Raw genomic sequence first — 18730 nt, 5'->3', positions numbered from 1 at the left:
AGCGGAGGGGGCGGCAGTGACCGAGCCGCACGACGACGACGTACCGGGCGACCTCAGCCCGAGCGAGCTGGGCATGTGGCAGGCGTTCCGGATCGGCGCGACCTACGACCTGAGCGTGGGCAACGCGGTGCTGGACGATCCGTTCTCGCCGCGCTCCTGGCCGCCCGAGCGCAGCGTACGCGCCCGGGTGGTCGCGCTGCTGCTCCTCGACGGGCCGCCGGCGCTGCCGGGGCGGGTGTCGGCGCTGAAGCTGCGCGGGGTGCAGATCACCGGGACGCTGGACCTGGCGGGCGGCACGGTCTCCCCGTACGTGGAGCTGCACGGCTGCCGGTTCGAGAACGAAGTGGTGCTGCCGGAGTGCCGGTTCGGCACGCTGCGCATGGTCGGGTGCGCGATACCGCGACTGGAGGCGGCCCGGCTGCACACGGAGGGCGATCTGCATCTGCCGCGCTGCCGGGTGGAGCGCGGCATCCGGCTCACGGACGCCCAGATCGGCACGGACCTGCTCATCAACCAGATCCATGTCCGGCCCGACCGGAACGGGCGGGCGATCGTCGCGGACGGCATGTCGGTCGCGCAGGACCTCCAGGCGGAGCTCATCGAGACGTACGGCGAGCTGTCGCTGCGCGGCGCGAAGATCGGCGTGTCGCTGAACCTGCGGGGCAGCCGGCTGCGCGGCGCGGAGGGCCGGCGGGCGCTCAACGCGCCGCAGCTGAGCGTGGAGCGCACGCTCTACATGACGTACGCATGGGTGAGCGACTCGGGGAACGTGGCGGGGACGACACCGCCGGGCGGGCTCGCCAACTTCAACACGCCGATGCGCGGGGCCCGGATACAGCCCTTCGAGTGCCGGGGCGGGGTGCGGCTGGACGACGGGCGTTTCGGTGACGCGGTCGACTTCCACCACGCGCGCTTCCTGCTGTCGTCGGAGCGGAAGGAGGAGCTGTCGCTGCGCCGGATCGTCACCCCGGAGCTGCGGTTCAACGGCGAACGCCCGGAGGAGGGCCGGGTCGTGCTGAACGGCGCGAAGGTCGTCACGCTGATCGACCTGTCCACCAGCTGGCCGGGGCCGGGCGGGCTGGCGATGGGCGGTTTCGTGTACGAGAACCTCGTGCCGTACGGGCACTTCCCGCTCGCCCGGCGCCTGGAGTGGGTGGCGGCGGCGACCCCCGAGTACGCGCCGGAGCCGTACGAACGGCTCGCGGCGGTGCTGCGCAACAGCGGGGAGGACGCGGACGCGCGCGAGGTGCTGCTGGCCAAGCAGCGCAGGCGGCGCGAGACGCTGCCGCTGGCCGCGAAGCTCTGGGGGTACCTCCAGGACTGGACGGTGGCGTACGGCTACCGGCCGGGCCGGGCGGCGCTGTGGATGGCGGTGCTGTGGGCGGCGGGGGCGCTGGCCTTCGCGCGGTGCGACCCCGCCGCGATAAAGGGGGACGAGCACCCCGAGTGGAACGCCCCGCTGTACGCGCTCGACCTGCTGCTGCCGGTGATCAACCTGGGGCAGGACGGGTACTGGCGCCTGGAGGGCATATGGCAGTGGGCCTCGGCCGTGCTGATCCTCCTGGGGTGGGTCCTGGCCACGACGGTGGCGGCGGGTGCCTCACGGCTGCTGCGGCGGAGCTGAGGCCGAGCTGAACGGATGGCCGCCTTCCGTACCGGCGTGCGGCGGACGCGCCCCGAAGCGCCGCCGGGACACCGCTTTCTTTACGGTCTCTTGACATTCGGGGGTGCAACCATTCCGCCGCTACGAAAGCTTCACAGCAGGCCACTGGCGCGGTCCCCACCTGCGTTTTTCAATGGTCCGCACCATGTCATTGCTCCGTGCTCTGCTCAGCACCGCCCGTGCGGGACGGCGCGGCGGCCCGCAACCCGCGGACGGGCTTCCGCCGGACCACGCGGTGCTGCTCGACGCGCCGGACGAGCGGCTCGGCCCGGCGCTGGTCGCCGCCGCGCTGGGGGACCACGCCCCGGCCGCCGCACTGCTGGCGGCCACCCGCGAGGCGGCCGAGTGGGAGAGCCGCGACCGGTACGTGGTGCGACTGGCCGCGTTCGCGCGCAGCCGCGACGAGTGGCTGGCCCGCTGGCTGGCGCTCGCCCCGCGTGACCCGGACGCGCTGCTGGTCCACGCCGAGCTGGAGATCCGCAGGGCATGGGCGTCGCCGGCACGCGCCGAGCGGCTGCGCGAGCTGGAGCCCCTGATCGGCGCGGCGGCCGACGCGGCTCCGCGCGACCCGGTGCCCTGGCGCCTGGCGCTGGACCACGCGCGCGGCACCCACGCCACGCACACGGCGTTCGAGTCCCTGTGGGAGCAGGCCGTGCGGCGCTCCGCGCACCACTACGGCTGCCATGTCGCCGCGCTCACCTACCTGTCGGTCCAGCGGCGCGGCGCGCACCGCGAGTGCTTCCACTTCGCCGAGCAGGCCGCGGCCGACGCGCTGCCCGGTTCGCTGATAAGGGCACTGCCGGTGCGGGCGGCGCTCACGCAGCTGACGGCCGGCGGCGTCGACTCCGTACAGGCGGACCGGATCGACGCGGCGGCGGACCTGGCCATCGAGCTGTCCGGACGGTACGGGGCGGGCGACCCGTGGCCGGCCGAGGTGCGCAACGTGCTGGCCAACGTGCTGGTCGGGCGGGCGCGGTGGGCGGCGGCGCTGGAGCAGTTCCGGCTCATCGGACCGCATGCGACGTCGTTTCCGTGGGCCTCGGCCGGGGAGGATCCGCTGGGCCGGTTCCTCGACGCGCGCGCCGGTGTGCGGCTCGAAGTGGCCCGCGCCGGACGCGCGGCCGTCCCGTTGCGCGGACGGGCCGGTCGTGGCCGTACGGGCGGCCATTACGCTTAGCCGCTGTGACCACCGCTCGCCTGCCTCTCTTCCCGCTGAACGCGGTGCTGTTCCCCGGCCTCGTGCTGCCGCTCAACGTCTTCGAGGAGCGTTATCGCGCCATGATGCGCGAGCTGCTGAAGACCGACGAGGACGAACCGCGCCGCTTCGCCGTCGTCGCCATCCGCGACGGGCGCGAGGTCGCGCCGACCGCGCCCGGCCTGCCCGACCAGACCGCGCTGCCGGAGAAGGGGCCCGCGGCCGGTTTCGGCGCGGACCCGATCCAGGCCTTCCACCGGGTCGGCTGCGTCGCGGACGCGGCGACGATCCGGGAGCGGGAGGACGGCAGCTTCGAAGTGCTCGCGACCGGTACGAAGCGCGTGAAGCTGCTGTCGGTCGACGCGAGCGGGCCGTTCCTCACGGCCGAGCTGGAGGAGCTGGACGAGGTGCGCGGCGAGGGGGCGGGGGCGCTCGCCGAGGGCGTGCTGCGCGCCTTCCGCGCGTACCAGAAGCGGCTCGCCGGGGCGCGCGAGCGGTCGCTGGCGACGGGCGTGGAGCTGCCCGACGAGCCGTCGGTCGTCTCGTACCTGGTCGCCGCGGCGGCCGTGCTGGACACCCCCGCGAAGCAGCGGCTGCTCCAGGCGCCCGACACGGCGACGCGGCTGCGGGAGGAGCTGCGCCTGCTGCGCGCGGAGACGGCGGTCCTGCGCCATCTGCCGTCGCTGCCGGCGGTGGACCTCACCCGCACTCCGACGAGCCCCAACTGACGCGAGGAGCACCGCAGGTGGCGAAGAAGGCGAAGAAGCAGGAGAAGGGGGCGGGCGGGACCCCGGCGACGGTGGCGCTCACCGCCGCGGGCACGCCCTTCACGGTGCACGCGTACGACCACGACCCGGCGTCCCCCTCGTACGGGGAGGAGGCCGCCGAGGCGCTCGGCGTCTCGCCGGAGCGCGTCTTCAAGACCCTGGTCGCCGACGTGGACGGGGAGCTGACCGTCGCGGTCGTGCCCGTGGCCGGGCAGCTCGACCTCAAGGCCCTCGCGGCGGCGGTGGGCGGCAAGCGCGCGGCGATGGCCGACCCCGCGGCGGCCGAACGCACCACGGGCTACGTCCGCGGCGGCATCTCCCCGCTGGGCCAGCGCAAGCGGCTGCGTACGGTCCTGGACGCCTCGGCCTCCGCGCACGCCACGATCTGCGTCTCGGCGGGCCGCCGCGGCCTGGAGGTGGAGCTGGCGCCCTCGGACCTCGCCGCCCTCACGGACGCGGTCCTCGCACCCATCGGCCGCGGGTAGGCGGTACGGCGTCCCGCGGCCCGCGTCGCGCGACCCGCGTCAGGGGGTGGCGCCGTCCTTCGGGGTCGTGGGGCCGTAGGCGTCCCACTCCGAGATCGGGTACGGCTCCGGCTCCGGGTCCCGGGGCATGAAGAGGGCCGCCAGGGCCAGGTGGACGAGCATGGCGGCGACCGGCCACGCCAGCAGCGCCCCGTGCGCGTTGAGCTCCAGCGGCGCGTCGAACGTGACGCCGGGGCCCACCGCCCGGGCGTGCGCCACCACGTCGTGCGTGGGGCCCAGGAGCGTACCGACGCCCCAGCCGAGCAGGGAGCCCAGCAGGCCCCCCAGGGCGAGACCGGCGACGACCGCGATGCCGCCGTGCCGGCGCGTGAACCAGAACACGGCCGCCGCGCTCAGCGCGCCGAAGCCCAGCCCGAGCAGCGTGAACGTCCCGTCGGCGCCGACCGCGCCCTCGCCCTCGGTGTCCTTGACGAACACCGCCTTGCCGTCCGAGACCAGGCCGATCCGCGGCGCGAGCCACAGCCACAGCAGCCCCAGCGCCGCGCCCGCGAGCGTCACGCAGGCCGCCACCAGGACGCCCTGCCGTGCTTCGGCGGCCATGTCCGGCGCGCCGTCCGCCCCTTCCGCCCGCTCGGCGCGCTTCGTGGCGGCGGAGGGGTACGGCGGCGGCCAGGCGGAGTCCTGCGGCGACGGCTGGTGAGGCGGCGTGGGAGGCGTAGGCGGCGTAGGTGGCGTCAACGGTGCGGTCACCCTGCCATCGTGCCAGGCGCCCGCCGGGGCCGCCTCATCGGACCGCCGCCCGCCGGTACGCCCACGTCGCGGCGGTCAGCGACAGCACGCCGACCACCGCGCAGACCGCCAGGTCCACCGCGACCGCCGCCCAGTCGGGACGGGTGTCGAACGTCCGGGCGAGCGCCTCGACTCCGTACGTGGACGGCAGCAGGTCCCGCGCCCACCCGACCGGCTCCGGCAGCCGGGCGGCCGGCAGCACGCCCAGCAGCAAGGCCGCCGACATCCCGAGCTGCCCCAGCAGCGTGGCGAGTTCCTGCCGCGGCGCGAGCAGCCCGAGCGCCGCGCCGAGTCCGGCGAGCGCGGCCCCGGCGAGCGGCACGACGGCCGCCAGGATCCACAGGTGCGTCAGCGGCAGCTGGAACAGGACGGAGCCGACCACCGCGGTGACGACGGTGCCCGGCACGGTGAAGGAGGCGTACGCCCCGGCCGCCCCGAGCACCACCGCGGCGGGCGGCACCGGCAGTGTGGCGTAGTGGTCGAGTCCGCCGCTCGCCCGCAGCTGCCCGAAGTACTGGGCGAGCAGGTTCAGCGCGACGAAGGCCACCACGAGCACGGTCGACCCGGCGACCACGGCTCGCGCCTCGGCGCCGCCGTCGACGACACCGCGCATCAGGACCATGATCCCGACGGACTGGAAGGTCGCCACGAAGAGGAGGGGGATGCGCGCCACCCGGGCGCGGGACAGTTGCGCGCGGTAGACGGCGCCCAGCGCGGGCAGCAGCCGCGCGCGCGGCGCGAGCGGCGCGGCGGCACCGGAGGTGACCGCGCCCGGCGCGGGCATGTCCGGCGCGGGAGCGCCCGGCGCGGGGTCACGCGGCGCGGGGTCGGCGACCGGGGCTGAGTCGACCGCGCCGGGGGATCCCGGCGACAGGGCGGCCCGTGCGGGCACGATGCTCACCTGATGCTCCTGTTCATGCCTTGACCAGCCCCTTCGCCTCGCCGCCCAGCGCCAGGTACACGTCTTCCAGGCTCGGCGTGGCGAGTGTGAAGTCGTCGAGCGCCGCGAAGGCCGCGCCGCCCGTCACCGCCGCGACCGCCGCCCGCGCCTCGTCCGGCGCCAGCCGCAGCACCCACCGGCGCCCGGACTCCTGCGCGGAGGCCCGCAGCGCGGCGACCTCGGGCACGTCGAGCGGCGCCCGGTCGCGCCACACCAGCTCCACCCGTACGTCACCGGCCACCCGCTCCTTGAGTCCGGCGGGGGTGTCACAGGCGATGACCCGGCCGCGTTCCAGGACGGCGACCCGGTCCAGTACGGTCTCGGCCTCGATGACGTTGTGCGTGACGAGGACGACGGTGGTGCCGTGCTCGGCGCGGCGCCGGTCGACGGCCGCCCACACGGCGCGCCGCGCGACCGGGTCCATGCCGGTGGTCGGCTCGTCGAGGATGAGCAGGGGCCGCCGTCCGACGAGCGCGGTGGCGAAGCAGGCGAGCCGCCGCTGGCCGCCGGAGAGCCGCTTGAGGGGCCGCCCGGCGAGTTCGGTGAGGCCCAGCTCCGCGAGGACGGCGTCCCGCTCGCTGCGCGCGTCACGCGCCGGGAGGCCGCGCAGCCGCCCGGTGGTCTCGGCGGCGAGCGCGACGGTCAGCTCGTCGAGGGCGGTGGACTCCTGCCCGAGGTAGCCGATCAGGCGCGACGCCCGCTCCGGGTGGCGTACGAGGTCGTGGCCGAGCACCTCGACGGTGCCGGAGTCGGGCCGCATGAGTCCGGTCAGCTGGCGTACGAGCGTGGACTTGCCGGCGCCGTTCGGCCCGAGCAGGCCGAAGATCTCGCCGCTGCGGACCTCCATGGTGATCCCGTCGGTGGCGCGCACCTCGGGCGTCGCGGGAGCCCCTCTTCGGGCGCGCGCGGCGGGGTACGTCTTGACCAGGTCCCGCACCACGCACACCGTACTCACGAGGGATGAGCCTAAAGGGTCGGGCTGCCCTATTCGCCCACGGGGGCGTGTTCGGCGGCCGCCCGTACGTCGATCTCGCGCCAGAAGCCGGCCCTGATGGCGTACCGGTCGTGCTCGTCGATCTGGTCGTCCTTGTGGGCCAGCAGCCCGAACCGTGCCGCGTACCGCAGCAGTTCCCCGTCGATGCGGTGCGGGATGCGCGGGTACATGCTGGACAGTTTCCCGACGTGACCCTGGTCGGGGAGCCGCTCCATCCAGCGCCGCGCGAAGACCTGGCCGACCTCGAAGGGGTCGCCGCCGACGGTGGTGATGTCCTCCTCGCGGTCCGCCCAGCGCTGCTCGGCGCTGGTCAGCTGGGCGAGGGTGGGCAGCGACGCGGTCTCGGGCGGCTCGCCGACCTGGCTCCCGGGGCGGTCGATCCAGCCCCGGTCGGAGGACCAGCGCAGGGTCGCGTTGGCGGGCTGGGGGCTGGCCGGGGGCGTCTGGGGGTGGGCCGCCGGGCCGCGCAGGCCGGCCAGGTCCTTCGGGGTCGGCACCGCCCTGCCGGTGCCGGAGCCGGAGGGGCCACCGGAGCCGTTGGCAGCGGCGGTCGGCGCGGGGGCCGGGGCGGGCGCCGCCGGGGCCGGGGCCCCGTTGCGTACGGCGGCGGCCGCGGAGGCCGCGGCCTCGGCGGCGGCCAGGGCCGACTCGGGGAGCGGCGCGGAGAGGATGGCGGCGATCTCGGGGCGGGGTGCCGGGGGCGGGGCGCACACGCCGCCCAGCTCCTTGGCCCGTACGGCGCGGGTGATCCACGCGCGGTCGAGGACGCGCCGCTCGTCGGCCTCGGCGACGAGGTCCTCGGACTGGTTGTAGTCACCGTCGGCGGCCTGGACCGCCCAGAGGTGGACGGCGACGCCGTGCTCCTTCGCCGACATCAGGCCGGGCAGCAGGTCGCCGTCGCCGGTGACGAGCACCACGTCGGAGCAGGCGCGGTTGCGGGCGAGCTCGGTGAGCTCGGCGTGCATCGCGGCATCGACGCCCTTCTGCGCCCAGCGGCCGTCGCTGCGGGTCAGGGCGCCGAGCCGGACGGTGACGCGGGGCATGACGCGCAGCCGGCGGTGCTCCGGCTGGGGGACGCGGTCGGGGGCGCCGTCGAACCAGTAGATCCGCAGCAGGGGCTGGGCCGTGTCGCTCTCGGCGCGTTCCCGCAGCCCCTGGATGAGGGCGGCGTGGTCGACGGTGATCCGGGAGCGGGCCGGTTCCCCGGCGAGGAGGCTGGCGGCGGCGCCCAGGAGGTAGCCGGCGTCCACCAGGACGACGCAGCGGTCCACGTGTTCCACCCTCTTTCGGGAACCTCGGGATCGGAAGTTGCTTCGGTCTCTTCGGTCGTGCGGGTTCTTCAGGCGCTTCGGGTCTTCGGGTCTTCGGTACGGCGTGTGCTGCGGGTACGGCCTGTGCTGCGGGTACGGCGGGTACTACCAGTGCTGCTGGTACGGCGAGTGCTGCGGGTCTCCGGGTACGTCGGGATCTCCGGTTGCGTCGATCTTCGCGTACGCCGGGTCTTCGGGTTCTTCGAGTTCTTCGAGTCTGCCCGACTGCGGGGGGGTTAACGGCCGGAACTGGATCACCGGCGTGGCGGATCACCCTACGCGCCCCGCAGGGCTCCCGACTACGGTCCGCAATGATCCAAAATGCGCGGTTTTTACGCGTGTGTGAGTCTGAACGCGGCCCTGGCCCCTACACCCCACGGAGGCATCACCATGGCCAAGAACCGGAAGCAGGACCGCAGTCAGAAGCAGCCCGCCGCCGCCGAGCGCGGTGCTCCGCAGGCCGCCGGCACGATGGAGGCCGAGCCGCGCATGGCCCCCGTCACCCCGGCCGACGTGGCCCACAAGGGCCGGAAGAAGCGGTTCGGCCACAACTGAGCGAGCGTGAGCTGCCGAAGGGGCGCACCCGTGACGACGGGCGCGCCCCTTCGCGCGGGGTGGTGACGGTTCAGCCGGCCAGGCAGGACGGGCCGAGCAGCACCTTGAGGTCGCCGAAGAGCGCCGGGTCCGGCTGGACGCGGTGCCGGTCGAGGCGGAGCACGGTGGTCGAGCGGGGGCCCTGGAGCTTGATGCGCACCTCGGTGTTGCCCTTGTGGTGCGTGAGGATCTCACCGAGGCGGCTGACCATCGGCGGGGTGACCTTCACGGTGGGGATGGTGAGCACCACCGGTGCGTTCGTCCCGGCCGAGGAGAGGTCGGGGACCATCAGCTCCATGGCGACCAGCCGGGGCACGTCCTCGCGCTTGTCGAGGCGGCCCTTGACGAAGACGACGGTGTCCTCGACCAGCTGGGTGGACACCAGCTGGTACGTCGCCGGGAAGAACATGCACTCGATGGAACCGGCCAGGTCCTCGACGGTGGCGATGGCCCAGGCGTTGCCCTGCTTGGTCATCTTGCGCTGGAGCCCGGAGATGATGCCGCCGATGGTGACGACCGCACCGTCGGCGTGCTCACCGCCGGTGAGCTGGGAGATCGCGGCGTCGGCCTTGTCGGACAGCACGTGCTCGATGCCGAAGAGCGGGTGGTCGGAGACGTACAGGCCGAGCATCTCGCGCTCCTGGGCGAGCAAGTAGGACTTCTCCCACTCGATGTCGGAGAACTCCACGTCGAGGCCGAAGCCGGGCTCGCTGCTGTCCTCCTCGCCCATGCCGCCGAAGAGGTCGAACTGTCCCTCGGCCTCCTTGCGCTTGACCGCCACCACGTTGTCGATCATCGACTCGTGGTGCGCGACCAAGCTCTTGCGGGTGTGGCCCATGGTGTCGAAGGCGCCGGCCTTGATGAGCGACTCGATGGTGCGCTTGTTGCAGACGACCACCTCGACCTTGTCGAGGAAGTCGGGGAAGGAGCTGTACTTCCCCTTCGACTTGCGGCACTTGATGATCGACTCGACGACGTTCGTACCGACGTTCCGCACGGCGGAGAGGCCGAAGAGGATGACGTCGTCACCCTGGGCGGCGAAGTTCGCCTCCGACTCGTTGACGTTCGGCGGGAGCACCTTGATGCCCATGCGGCGGCACTCGTTCAGATAGACGGCCGACTTGTCCTTGTCGTCCTTGACCGAGGTGAGCAGCGCCGCCATGTACTCGGCGGGGTGGTTGGCCTTGAGGTACGCCGTCCAGTAGGAGACGAGTCCGTACGCGGCGGAGTGCGCCTTGTTGAAGGCGTAGCCGGCGAAGGGGACCAGTACGTCCCAGAGCGCCTGGATGGCCTCGTCGCTGTAGCCGTTCTTCTTGGCGCCGGCCTGGAAGATGGTGAAGTTCTTCGCCAGCTCCTCGGGCTTCTTCTTGCCCATGACGCGGCGGAGGATGTCGGCCTCGCCGAGGGAGTACCCGGCGATGATCTGGGCGGCCTTCTGCACCTGCTCCTGGTAGACGATCAGGCCGTAGGTGACGCCGAGGACCTCCTTGAGCGGCTCCTCCAGCTCAGGGTGGATCGGGGTGATCTCCTGCTGGCCGTTCTTGCGCAGGGCGTAGTTCGTGTGCGAGTTCATGCCCATCGGGCCCGGCCGGTAGAGGGCCGAGACGGCGGAGATGTCCTCGAAGTTGTCGGGCTTCATCAGCCGCAGCAGCGAGCGCATGGGGCCGCCGTCGAACTGGAAGACGCCGAGGGTGTCGCCGCGCTGGAGCAGCTCGAAGGTCGTGGGGTCGTCGAGCGGGAGGCTCAGGAGATCGATGTCGATCCCCTTGTTGGCCTTCACCATCTTGACGGCGTCGTCCATGATCGTGAGGTTGCGCAGGCCCAGGAAGTCCATCTTGAGCAGGCCGAGCGACTCACAGCTCGGGTAGTCCCACTGTGTGATGGTGACGCCGTCGGTGTGCCTCACCCAGACGGGGACGTGGTCGGTGATGGTCTCGCTGGACATGATCACGCCGGCGGCGTGCACGCCCATCTGCCGCACCAGGCCCTCGACGCCGCGCGCGGTGTCGATGACCTTCTTCACGTCCGGTTCGTTCTCGTACATCGACCGGACCTCGCCGGCCTCCGAGTAACGGGGGTGGGAGGGGTCGGTGATGCCCGAGAGCGGGATGCCCTTGCCGAGGACGTCGGCGGGCATGGCCTTGGTGATGCGGTCGCCCATCGCGTACGGGTAGCCGAGTACGCGCGCCGAGTCCTTGATGGCGTTCTTGGCCTTGATGGTGCCGTACGTGCCGATCATGGCGACCTTGTCGGCGCCGTACTTCTCGGTCACGTACCTGATCACCTCGACGCGCCGACGCTCGTCGAAGTCGATGTCGACGTCGGGCATGGAGACGCGCTCGGGGTTGAGGAAGCGCTCGAAGATCAGGCCGTGCGGGATCGGGTCGAGGTCGGTGATGCCGAGCGCGTACGCCACGATCGAGCCGGCCGCGGAGCCTCGGCCGGGGCCGACGGCGATGCCCTGGTTCTTGGCCCACATGATGAAGTCGGCGACGACGAGGAAGTACCCCGGGAAGCCCATCTGGATGATGACGTCCATCTCGTAGTCCGCCTGGCGCTGGCGGTCCTCGGGGATGCCCTCGGGGTAGCGGCGGTGCATGCCGCGCTTGACCTCCTCCTTGAACCACGTCACCTCGGTGTGGCCCTCGGGGATGTCGAACTTCGGCATGAGGTCGCGCTTCTCGAACATGCCGGTGGTGTCGATCTGCTCGGCGACCAGGAGGGTGTTGCGGCACCCCTCCTGCCAGGCGTCCGAGGAGTCGATGGCGTACATCTCGTCCGTGGACTTCAGGTAGTAGCCGGTGCCGTCGAACTTGAAGCGGTCCGGGTCGGAGAGGTTCTTGCCGGTCTGGATGCACAGCAGCGCGTCGTGGGCGCCGGCCTCGTGCGCGTACGTGTAGTGCGAGTCGTTGGTGACCAGCGGCGGGATGCCGAGCTTCTTGCCGATCTCCAGCAGGCCGTCGCGGACGCGGCGCTCGATTTCGATGCCGTGGTCCATCAGCTCCAGGAAGTACCGGTCCTTGCCGAAGATGTCCTGGTACTCGGAGGCGGCCTTCAGGGCCTCGTCGAACTGGCCGAGGCGCAGCCGGGTCTGGAGCTCACCGGAGGGGCAGCCGGTGGAGGCGATCAAGCCCTCGGACCACTGCGCGATGGTCTCCTTGTCCATACGCGGCCACTTCTGGAGCCAGCCCTCCTTGTACGCGTCGGAGGAGAGCCGGAACAGGTTGTGCAGGCCGGTGTTGTTCGCCGCCCAGATCGTCTTGTGGGTGTAACCACCGGAACCGGAGACGTCGTCCCGCTTCTGGTGCGGCTGGCCCCACAGGACCTTGCGCTTGTTGCGCCGGGACTCCGGGGCGACGTACGCCTCGATGCCGATGATCGGCGTGACGCCCGCCTTCTGGGCCGTGTGGAAGAAGTCGTACGCCCCGTGGAGGTTGCCGTGATCGGACATGGCGATGTGCGTCATGCCCATCTCGTTGCAGGCGTTGAACATGTCCTTGAGCCGCGCGGCACCGTCCAGCAGGGAGTACTGGGTGTGCACGTGAAGGTGCGTGAACGGCGGCTTCGACACGGCTGCGGCCTCCGGGAGAGTCGGGGATGGGGACGCTCGGAAGTCTACGTGGGCCCACTGACAGTCTTGGGGCACCGGAGAGTACGGTCGCGCGTTGAGACGGACGGAACACCTGTCCGTTTTGTCATGTACGAAGCCAAGGGGCGCGCCCGCGCGCCCCGCCCGCACGTCCGTACCAGGAGGCACCCCGCGATGTCGGTCCCCCAGCCCACCGCCGAGGAGCGCGGTGAGCAGATCCTCTCCGTCTTCGGCACCGCCTTCGGCGAGCTCCTGGCCGCCGACCCGGCGGCCTTCCGGGTCAAGTTCCGGAAGATGGCCGCCTCGGCCTTCGCCTTCTACCGGGGCACGGCCTGCCTCTTCTACGCCGACCTGGACCAGGAGCGGGAGGGCGGCCCGTACCTGGACGAGCGCACGGGCCGGGTGTGGATCCACGGTGACCTGCACGCCGAGAACTTCGGCACGTACATGGACGCCAACGGCCGGCTGATCTTCAACGTGAACGACTTCGACGAGGCGTACGTCGGCCCGTTCACGTGGGACCTGAAGCGGCTGTCCGCCTCCCTGGCGCTGATCGGCTACACCAAGGCGCTCGGTGACCGGCAGATCACCGAACTGGTACGGATCTACGCCGCCGCCTACCGCGAGCGCATCCACGCCCTGGCGGCCGGCGCCCGCCACGAGGACGTCCCGCCCTTCACGCTGGACACGGCCGAGGGGCCGCTGCTGGACGCCCTGCGCGACGCGCGCTCGCTGACCCGGTTCGGGCTGCTGGCGTCCATGACCGAGATCCGTGAGTTCGAGCGGCGCTTCTCCTCCGGCGCCGGGACGATCGAGCTGGACGCGGCGACCCGCTACAAGGTGCTGGCGGCGTTCGACGGGTACCTGGAGACGCTGCCCGAGTCGAGCCTGGCCCGGCCGGACTCGTACCGCGTGAAGGACGTGGTGGGGCGGCGGGGCATCGGCATAGGTTCCGCCGGGCTGCCGTCGTACAACATCCTCCTGGAGGGCAACAGCGACGCCCTGGAGAACGACGTCGTGATCTACATGAAGCAGGCCCAGACCCCGGCCGTCTCGCGCCATGTGACCGACCCGGCCGTCCGCGCGTACTTCCACCACGAGGGGCACCGGACGGTCATCTCGCAGCGGGCGCTCCAGGCGCACGCCGACCCGTGGCTGGGCTGGACCGAGCTGGACGGGGCCGGACAGCTGGTGGCGGAGGTCTCGCCGTACGCCGTGGACCTGGACTGGTCGGACATCGACGACCCGGAGGAGATCGCGGCGACCGTCGCGGACCTGGGGCGGGCGACGGCGACCATGCACGCGGCGGCGGACGACGAGAGCGGGCACTCCCTGGTGCCGTTCTCCACGGAGCGGGCCATCGACGCCGCGATCGCGGCGGACGAGGAGGGCTTCGGCGAGCTGCTGGTGGACTTCGCGCACCGCTACGGCGCCCGGGCGCGCGCCGACCACCAGATCTTCGTCGACCTGTTCCGCAACGGCCGGATCCCCGGGCTCTAGGTCGCGGGCCGCAAAGGCCCGGCTCCCCTGCCTTTAGGGACCGCTTACCGTCCGGCGTGGCACACTCGTGCGGCGATGGAAGACATATCCGGGACCCGGCTCAGGTGGCTGCGGGCGGCGCTCTTCACGGCACTCGTCGTGACGCTGTCCGTGGCCTCCCACGTGCTGCTGTCCGGGGTGCCGCTGCCCCTGCCGACCGTCGCCGCCGTCGCCGCCGGGGTCCTCGCGGTCGCGTACGCGCTCGCGGGCGAGGCCGAGCGCGGCTTCTGGCGCATCGCGGGGCTGCTGGTGCCGCTGGAGCTCGCCGCCGACACCGTCTTCACCTCCGGTCAGCACGCCTGTTACGGGCCGTCCGGCGGGCCCGTGGCGGGCGCCCTGCGCTCGGTGGGCGTCGACGTGCTGTGCGGGGGCGGCGGAGTGGGGACCCCGCTGCCCGGCGTGGCCGCCCCGGCCGGCGGCGCGGCCGCCCTGCTGCACTCCCCCGACCCTGCGCTGCCGTGGATGCTGCTCGCCGCGCACGTCTCGGTCGGGCTGGTCGCCGCGGCCTGGCTGCGGCGCGGTGAGAGCGCGCTGGCCGGGCTGGTGCGGGCGGTGGCCGCGTTCGCGTTCCGGCCGCTGCTGATCGCGGTCGCCGCGGTGCGCACGCGCGGGCAGGGCGTACGGCGGGGCCCGCGGCCCGCGGATCGGCCGGTCCCGGCCCGGCACCGGCTTCTCGTGCACTGCGTGGGACGGCGTGGACCGCCGCTCCGCCCGGCGCTCACCGCCTGAGCGGAACGGCCGAGCGGAACCGAGCGGAACCGAGCGGAACAGTCCACCCCGAGAACCACCCCCACCACACGGAGAAGTACGACCATGAGTGCACGCAACAGCCAGGCCAACAAGGCGGCGGCCCGCGAGCGGCTGCGCCAGGAGCGCGAGCGCCAGGCGAAGAAGGAGAAGGTCCGCCGGCAGGTCACCGTCGCCGTCTCGGCCGTCGCCGTCCTGGCGGTGGCCGGCGGCATCGGTTACGCCGTCGTGCAGGCGAACAAGCCCTCCCACTGGGAGGCGGTGAAGGACGCCAAGAGCGTCACGGCACCGAAGAACACCACCGGGGACGACGGCACCACCGTCGTCGTCGGCAAGGCCACCGCCAAGAAGACGCTGGAGCTGTACGAGGACTCCCGCTGCCCGGTCTGCGCCGTCTTCGAGCAGCAGGTCGGCGAGACCATCGAGAAGGACGTCGCGGCGGGCAAGTACAAGGTCCGGTACGTGGGCGCCACCTTCATCGACAACTCCGACCAGGGCGAGGGCTCCAAGAACGCCCTCTCGGCGCTGGGCGCGGCCCTGAACGTCAGCCCCGAGGCGTTCCTGGACTACAAGGCGGCGCTCTACTCCGTGAAGTTCCACCCGGAGGAGTCGAAGGACAAGTTCGCCGACGACTCCTACCTCCTGGAGATCGCGGAGACGGTGCCCGCGCTGAAGAACAACGCCGCCTTCAAGAAGGACGTGGAGAGCGGCACCTTCGACGCGTGGGCGATGAAGATGTCCGCGGCCTTCGACAAGAGCGGGGTCCGGGGCACGCCGACGCTGAAGATGGACGGCAAGACGGTCACCGACGCGGACGGTGAGGGAGCACCGATGACGGCGCCCGAGTTCACCACCGCCGTGGACAAGGCCCTCAAGGGCTGAACCGGCGGGCCCTTCGGGTACGTCTTTCGGCCAACGGGCGGGTGAACTCCTGGGAGTTCACCCGCCCGTTGGCCCTACCGGTCAGTAATCTGATCGGCCGTGACCAGTCGACACACATCCGCATCCGTCCCCACCTCCGTCCCCGCCCCCAGCCGCCGCACGGTCGTCAAGGCCGCCGCCGCCACCGCGGTGGCGGCCCCCGTGCTGGCGCCCGGCACGTCCGCCGCCGCGGACACCGCGTCTCCCGTCTTCCGCCACGGTGTGGCCTCCGGCGACCCGCTCCCGGACGGCGTCCTGCTGTGGACGCGCGTCACGCCGTCCCCGGACGCCCTCCCAGGGTCCGGCAAGGGCCCGGACACGGAGGTGAGATGGGAGGTGGCCGAGGACCGGGCCTTCACGGGCGTCGTCGCCCGGGGCACGGTCACGGCCACCGCCGCCACCGACCACACCGTGAAGGTCGACGTAAGGGGCCTGCACCAGGCGACCGCCTATTACTTCCGCTTCGCCACGGGTGCCGTGGTCTCGCCCGTGGGCCGCACCCGCACCGCCCCGGCCCCCGACGCCGCCGCGCCGGGCATCAGGTTCGGCGTGGTCTCCTGCGCCAACTGGGAGGCGGGCCACTTCGCCGCGTACCGCCATCTCGCGGACCGCGCCGACCTGGACGCCGTGCTCCACCTCGGCGACTACATCTACGAGTACGCCTCCGGCGCCTACCCGGCCCTGGAGAAGGTCGTACGGCCCCACGAGCCCCGGCACGAGATCGTCACGCTGGCGGACTACCGGCTGCGGCACGCCACGTACAAGAGCGACGCCCACCTCCAGGCGCTGCACGCCGCGCACCCGCTGATCGCGATATGGGACGACCACGAGTTCGCCAACGACGCCTGGCCGGGCGGCGCCCAGAACCACACGCCGGATACGGAGGGCGCCTGGGCGGCGCGCGTGGCGGCCGCGAAGCAGGCGTACTTCGAGTGGATGCCCGTCCGCGCCTCCACGGAGGGCACGGTCTACCGCCGGCTGCGGTTCGGCAAGCTGGCCGATCTGCACCTGCTCGACCTGCGCTCGTTCCGCTCCCAGCAGGCGTCCCACGGCAGCGGGAAGGTCGACGACCCGGACCGTACGATCACGGGCCGCGCCCAGCTGGACTGGCTGAAGTCGGGTCTGGCCGCGTCCGACACCGCCTGGCGGCTGGTCGGCACCTCCGTCATGGTCTCGCCGGTCGCCTTCGGGTCCCTGCCGGCCCATCTGCTGGAGCCCGTCGCGGAGTTGCTGGGCCTGGCCAAGGGCGGTCTCGCGATCAACGTGGACCAGTGGGACGGGTACACGGACGACCGCAGGGAACTGCTCGCGCACCTGACGGACCGGTCCATCCGCAACACCGTGTTCCTCACCGGGGACATCCACATGGCGTGGGCGAACGACGTGCCGGTGACGGCGGCGACGTACCCGCTGTCGCGGTCGGCGGCGACGGAGTTCGTGGTGACCTCGGTGACGTCGGACAACCTGGACGACATCCTGCGGGTCGCGCCGGGGACGGTGTCGGTGGTCGCCGCCGGGGCGATCCGGGCGGCCAACCGCCATGTGAAGTGGGTCGACATGGACCACCACGGATTCGGCGTGCTGGACGTGACCGCCGAGCGCACGCAGATGGACTACTACGTCCTCTCGGACCGTACGAAACCGGACGCCACGGCGGCGTGGACGCGGTCGTACCTGACGCGGAGTGGAACGCAGAAGGTCGAGCGGGTGTACACCCCCGTACGCTGAGCGGACCTTGATGGTCGATTTTCGGCCAACCTGCCGCGTGTTAACAGGAGATCACACGGCCGTCGCGGGTGGTGCGTTCCGGGAGATCGAATCCGGACACACCACCCGCTCTCGGTGGCGCGTTCGTTACGTGCGTGTCTCAACACCCGGAACGGACCGAAGCTTTTCTCCCCGATGTCTTCATTTACTCAACGATTGATTGGGCTTGTTCGATGCTCATCAAGATCTGACATGGCCCCGTAATCTCCCCGCGGTGGCGAGGAAGGCCCTCTCCACAACCCCCCGCGAGGAGTCACCATGCGTGCTCTTGCCCGAATATCTCCGCGTCTGCACCGTCGTGCCCTCGGTACGGCGGTGATGGCCGGAACCCTGGCCCTCTTCCCGCTCTCCACCCCGACGGGCGCCCTGGCCGCCAAGGCACCCGCCGCGGACAGGGTCTCGGCCTCGGCCGAGGAGTGCGAGGAGGGTACGGGCGTGAGCACCACCGCCCGCGAGCTCCCGGGCGCCTCCCACGCCCACGAGCCCAACGAGGTCACCGACGCCAAGGCCAAGGCCATGGACGCGGACCTGAAGAAGAGACTCGAATCCGTGCGGGCGAGCGGCGCCGCGGGCCTCACCGCCACCGCCACCACCATCCCGGTGTACTTCCACGTCATCCACGACGGCGACACCGGCAAGCTCAGCACGACGGCCATCAACCAGCAGATGGCCGTCCTCAACTCCGCCTTCGGCGGCCAGGGCACCGGCAACACCGACTCCGGCTTCCAGTTCACGCTGGCCGGCACGGACTACACGGACAACGCCGCCTGGTACAACCTGAGCTCCGGCTCCGCCGAGGAGAAGGCGATGAAGTCGGCCCTCCGCAAGGGCGGGGCGAACGCGCTCAACTTCTACACCGCCAACCTCGGCGGCGGGCTGCTCGGCTGGGCCACGTTCCCGTCCTCCTACAAGTCCAACCCGACCATGGACGGCGTCGTGGTGCTCGACGCCTCCCTGCCGGGCGGCGCGGCCACCAACTACGACCAGGGCGACACCGGTACCCACGAGGTCGGCCACTGGATGGGGCTGTACCACACCTTCCAGGGCGGCTGTAACGGCAACGGCGACTACGTCTCCGACACCCCGGCCGAGAAGAGCCCGGCGTACGAGTGCCCGACGGGACGCGACAGCTGCGCCAGCAAGACGGGTGTTGACCCGGTTCACAACTTCATGGACTACACGTACGACGCCTGCATGTACCAGTTCACGGCGGGCCAGGTGCAGCGCATGAAGGACCACTGGACGGCGTACCGCACCGTCTGACGGGAGGCCGCCCGTCTCCCGCGTGGGGGGGGGGGGGGGGGGGGGGGGGGGAGGGGGGGGGGGGGGGGGGGGGGAGTGGGGGGGGGGGGGGGGGGGGAGAGGTGGGAGAAGGGGGCGAAGCGGGGAGCGGAGAAATATACGAAATGAGTGGGGTTCAGGACGTCGAC

15 protein-coding genes are annotated in these 18730 nt (G+C 72.1%); 10 read left to right on the top strand and 5 right to left on the bottom strand.

Features of this window, described 5'->3' with window-relative positions:
* Positions 1–16 precede the first annotated feature (16 nt).
* From ACZ42X_RS22080 to ybaK, 4 genes are all read left to right on the top strand, one after another.
* The gene (locus ACZ42X_RS22080) at positions 17–1624 is read left to right on the top strand and encodes an oxidoreductase (protein WP_468292661.1); all 1608 of its coding nucleotides are present in this window, start codon (positions 17–19) and stop codon (positions 1622–1624) included.
* 172 nt (positions 1625–1796) lie between these two features.
* Entirely contained in the window at positions 1797–2840 is a 1044-nt protein-coding gene (locus ACZ42X_RS22075; RefSeq protein ID WP_468292658.1) for a hypothetical protein, read from the top strand.
* Positions 2841–2845: 5 nt separating this feature from the next.
* On the top strand, positions 2846–3586 hold the full coding sequence (locus tag ACZ42X_RS22070; RefSeq protein ID WP_468292655.1) for an LON peptidase substrate-binding domain-containing protein: 741 nt from the start codon (positions 2846–2848) through the stop codon (positions 3584–3586).
* Between the two features lie 17 nt (positions 3587–3603).
* A complete protein-coding gene (gene ybaK, locus ACZ42X_RS22065; protein ID WP_468292652.1) occupies positions 3604–4110 on the top strand; it encodes a Cys-tRNA(Pro) deacylase in 507 nt (168 codons plus the stop codon).
* A 39-nt stretch (positions 4111–4149) separates the two neighbouring features.
* Here ybaK and ACZ42X_RS22060 read toward each other — a convergent pair whose 3' ends face one another.
* The 4 genes from ACZ42X_RS22060 to ACZ42X_RS22045 form a co-directional block, all read right to left on the bottom strand.
* Positions 4150–4860, bottom strand: coding sequence for a DUF2567 domain-containing protein (locus tag ACZ42X_RS22060; RefSeq protein ID WP_468292650.1), 711 nt, complete (start codon positions 4858–4860; stop codon positions 4150–4152).
* A gap of 34 nt (positions 4861–4894) precedes the next feature.
* The gene (locus ACZ42X_RS22055; protein WP_468293397.1) at positions 4895–5683 is read right to left on the bottom strand and encodes an ABC transporter permease; all 789 of its coding nucleotides are present in this window, start codon (positions 5681–5683) and stop codon (positions 4895–4897) included.
* A 130-nt stretch (positions 5684–5813) separates the two neighbouring features.
* A complete protein-coding gene (locus ACZ42X_RS22050; protein ID WP_361415187.1) occupies positions 5814–6785 on the bottom strand; it encodes an ABC transporter ATP-binding protein in 972 nt (323 codons plus the stop codon).
* 38 nt (positions 6786–6823) lie between these two features.
* The gene (locus ACZ42X_RS22045) at positions 6824–8113 is read right to left on the bottom strand and encodes an NYN domain-containing protein (protein WP_468292647.1); all 1290 of its coding nucleotides are present in this window, start codon (positions 8111–8113) and stop codon (positions 6824–6826) included.
* 420 nt (positions 8114–8533) lie between these two features.
* Here ACZ42X_RS22045 and ACZ42X_RS22040 point away from each other — a divergent pair, with 420 nt between their 5' ends.
* Positions 8534–8698 (top strand): hypothetical protein, encoded by a 165-nt coding sequence (locus ACZ42X_RS22040; RefSeq protein ID WP_361414591.1) that lies wholly within the window; start codon positions 8534–8536, stop codon positions 8696–8698.
* A gap of 70 nt (positions 8699–8768) precedes the next feature.
* Here the strand turns inward: ACZ42X_RS22040 and dnaE are convergent, their stop codons facing one another.
* Positions 8769–12308, bottom strand: a complete 3540-nt coding sequence (dnaE, locus tag ACZ42X_RS22035; RefSeq protein ID WP_468292644.1) for a DNA polymerase III subunit alpha — start codon at positions 12306–12308, stop codon at positions 8769–8771.
* Between the two features lie 192 nt (positions 12309–12500).
* On the opposite strand from dnaE, the gene ACZ42X_RS22030 reads away from it, so the two are divergent.
* The 5 genes from ACZ42X_RS22030 to ACZ42X_RS22010 all read left to right on the top strand — a co-directional run bounded on the left by ACZ42X_RS22030 (position 12501) and on the right by ACZ42X_RS22010 (position 18563).
* Positions 12501–13826: a DUF2252 domain-containing protein gene (locus ACZ42X_RS22030; RefSeq protein ID WP_468292642.1), complete on the top strand. Its 1326-nt coding sequence runs from the start codon at positions 12501–12503 to the stop codon at positions 13824–13826.
* 75 nt (positions 13827–13901) lie between these two features.
* Positions 13902–14594, top strand: coding sequence for a hypothetical protein (locus ACZ42X_RS22025; RefSeq protein ID WP_468292639.1), 693 nt, complete (start codon positions 13902–13904; stop codon positions 14592–14594).
* A gap of 84 nt (positions 14595–14678) precedes the next feature.
* On the top strand, positions 14679–15494 hold the full coding sequence (locus tag ACZ42X_RS22020; RefSeq protein WP_468292636.1) for a DsbA family protein: 816 nt from the start codon (positions 14679–14681) through the stop codon (positions 15492–15494).
* A gap of 99 nt (positions 15495–15593) precedes the next feature.
* Positions 15594–17261: an alkaline phosphatase D family protein gene (locus ACZ42X_RS22015; RefSeq protein ID WP_468292634.1), complete on the top strand. Its 1668-nt coding sequence runs from the start codon at positions 15594–15596 to the stop codon at positions 17259–17261.
* A gap of 297 nt (positions 17262–17558) precedes the next feature.
* On the top strand, positions 17559–18563 hold the full coding sequence (locus ACZ42X_RS22010) for a zinc metalloprotease (RefSeq protein WP_468292631.1): 1005 nt from the start codon (positions 17559–17561) through the stop codon (positions 18561–18563).
* The last annotated feature ends 167 nt before the right edge of the window (positions 18564–18730 follow it).

This window comes from Streptomyces sp. NPDC030862 (assembly GCF_055571835.1).
This window is presented reverse-complemented; position numbering and strand designations above follow the sequence as displayed.

Bases quoted from the DNA above. Each gene is read 5' to 3' on its own strand.
- ACZ42X_RS22075 (WP_468292658.1), top strand. From the start codon at position 1,797: ATGGTCCGCACCATGTCATTGCTCCGTGCTCTGCTCAGCACCGCCCGT.
- ACZ42X_RS22055 (WP_468293397.1), bottom strand. From the start codon at position 5,683: ATGCCCGCGCCGGGCGCGGTCACCTCCGGTGCCGCCGCGCCGCTCGCG.
- ACZ42X_RS22040 (WP_361414591.1), top strand. From the start codon at position 8,534: ATGGCCAAGAACCGGAAGCAGGACCGCAGTCAGAAGCAGCCCGCCGCC.
- ACZ42X_RS22030 (WP_468292642.1), top strand. From the start codon at position 12,501: ATGTCGGTCCCCCAGCCCACCGCCGAGGAGCGCGGTGAGCAGATCCTC.
- ACZ42X_RS22025 (WP_468292639.1), top strand. From the start codon at position 13,902: ATGGAAGACATATCCGGGACCCGGCTCAGGTGGCTGCGGGCGGCGCTC.
- ACZ42X_RS22020 (WP_468292636.1), top strand. From the start codon at position 14,679: ATGAGTGCACGCAACAGCCAGGCCAACAAGGCGGCGGCCCGCGAGCGG.
- ACZ42X_RS22010 (WP_468292631.1), top strand. From the start codon at position 17,559: ATGCGTGCTCTTGCCCGAATATCTCCGCGTCTGCACCGTCGTGCCCTC.